The 811-nt window shown below is 70.9% G+C and carries 1 protein-coding gene; it reads left to right on the top strand.

Annotated elements, in window-relative coordinates; translation table 11 throughout:
- Positions 1-689: two-component system sensor histidine kinase NtrB (locus tag JCM9942_RS17185; protein ID WP_256202427.1), on the top strand; the 689-nt coding region annotated here is incomplete at its 5' end.
- Positions 690-811 lie beyond the last annotated feature (122 nt).

The raw sequence follows: 811 nt of genomic DNA, 5'->3' as shown, positions 1-811 counted from the left end.
CGCTCAAGGGGTTGGCGCACGAACTGCGCAATCCGCTGGCCGGCCTGAAAGGGGCGGCGCAATTGCTGGCCCGGCGCGCGCATGGGCGCGATGCCGAGGAAAGCGAGCTGATCGACCTGATCGGCACGGAGATCGAGCGCCTGAACACCCTGCTCGAACAGCTGCTCTCGCCGGCACCGCAGCGCCCGCATGCGCCGCTGAACATCCACGCCGCGCTGGAGCGGGTACTGCGCCTGGCCGAGAACGAGGCCGGCTGGTCGGTGCGGCTGCTGCGCGACTACGATCCCAGCATTCCCGAATTCCCCGGCGATGCCGACCGGCTGACCCAGGCGCTGCTCAACCTGGTGCGCAATGCGATGCAGTCCGGCGCCACCACGGTCACCGTGCGTACCCGGGTCGAGCACGGCCTGCGCATCGCCGAGCAGCCCCACCCGTTGGCGCTGCGCCTGGAAGTGGCCGATGACGGCCGTGGCGTGCCCGAGGAGCTAACCGAACACCTGTTCCTGCCGCTGGTCAGTGGCCGTGCCGAGGGCACCGGGCTGGGCCTGGCGCTGGCCCAGCAGGTGGCGCGCGAACACCGTGGCACGCTGAGCTACCGCTCGCGTCCCGGCCGCACCGTGTTCACCGTGCTGCTGCCCCTGCCGCTTGCCGAACAAGCCCCGGCGGAGATGGAGATGAGCGATGTCTGATCCAACCGCGCAGGGCGCCACCATCTGGGTGGTCGACGACGACCGCTCGGTGCGCTTCGTCCTGACCACCGCCCTGCGCGACGCCGGCTACGGCGTGGAAGGGTTCGACAGTGCCGCGGCCG

Source organism: Stenotrophomonas pictorum JCM 9942 (genome assembly GCF_001310775.1).
GTDB lineage: Bacteria > Pseudomonadota > Gammaproteobacteria > Xanthomonadales > Xanthomonadaceae > Stenotrophomonas > Stenotrophomonas pictorum.
Note: the sequence above shows the minus strand (reverse complement) of the source record. Positions and strands in the feature narration are given on the sequence as shown.